Source organism: Candidatus Cardinium hertigii, from assembly GCF_003788695.1.
In genome coordinates this window covers 1-1,318 of record NZ_RARA01000012.1, presented here as the reverse complement: position 1 = coordinate 1,318, position 1,318 = coordinate 1, and the positions used below count along the sequence as shown (strand labels likewise).

The following is a 1,318-nucleotide window of genomic DNA, read 5'->3' as shown; positions in this document are numbered from 1 at the left end:
TATCGGAGAAACTAATTTGCTTGGTAATGGGAGAAGTGACGGTTTGACCTTGAACCAGACATTGCCAATCTGCTTGCATTTGGTCAGCCAATAGCGCTTTATCTACTAAACCGGTACCACCACTGTCTAACCAATAGTAGTCTAATGTACCTTGACTGGCTAGGCATTGCATAATCGACCAGGGATTGTAAATAATTTCCCCTCCAAAGGAGTAGCCATTGTACCAATCTTTGATTTTTGCTGGTTCCGTTTGGGTAGCTACCTTACTAAGCAAGTCATCTACTTCGCTTTGCGTAAAACCATAAAATTGTGTGAAGTTTTTATCCAACAACGTATATTCCCGTACATTATTGAGATCTGAAAAGAGATTGGCTTTGGCTATGCGTAATATGCCTGTGATAACGCCTTTTTCTAAATAGGGATTGCTTTTTAAGGCGCTACCAAAAATTCCACGGAATAGTTCTAAAACTTCTTCAAAGGATTCATTTTGATTACCAAATTTAATATATGAACTGTTGATAGGGGTATCGTATTCATCAATCAGAATATAGACCTTTTGGTTAAAATGTTTGTAGAGCAGTTCACTTAAAAAACGCAACCCTTGTTTTAAATCATTTTTATCGAGTTTTCCATCCAAATAGCGCTGTAATTTCTCTTTTTGAGCATTATCCAGTACCCCCCCTGATGCTGCTAGGTGTACGCTTAGATAACGATGGCAGGAAAATAATGTTATAATTTGATCTTTAATGCCTTTCTCGATTTCTTGGTAAGAACTCCCTTTAACATCTTTCAGGTTAAGTAAGATGACTGGAAATTGTCCCTGATATTCATTTATAATATCTGTATAAGCTGCTATTTTAAGCTTTTGTAGTATTTTTTTCCTTCCCGTTGCTAATTTTAAATCAATGGCTCCACCCAAGAATAGCTTCTGATTGACACGATCTGTTTCAGCTAAAGGATTTCCTGTCTGATCTACTTCGATTTCAAAAAACTTACGCAACATATCCATGTTCAAGCTTTTACCCCAACGTCTGGGACGGGTAATCAGTATTACCTCGCTGCTTTCTTCCAATAATGCTTGAATCATTAAGCTTTTATCTACAAATACATCACTATGCAACAATAGGGTTTTAAAGTCATCGGTTCCCGTTCGGATGCGGGAATGCGTAGATACATGGGTCATAATGGAAAGAATTTGAAATGGGACATAAATAGGTTGCCTAACACAAAAAGAAGGTGACAACTGCTTTTTTATGAATTTAGCAAAATTTAAAAGAAAAAAAATGTAAGAGAAAAGTGGTTACTATACATGCGATGA

At 36.6% G+C, this 1,318-nt stretch carries 1 protein-coding gene; it reads right to left on the bottom strand.

Annotation, left to right across the window (positions count from 1 at the left end; genetic code table 11):
• Positions 1–1,183, bottom strand: a 1,183-nt coding sequence (locus EDM02_RS05755) for an AAA family ATPase (protein WP_221179568.1), incomplete at its 3' end; no start/stop codon positions are given.
• Positions 1,184–1,318 lie beyond the last annotated feature (135 nt).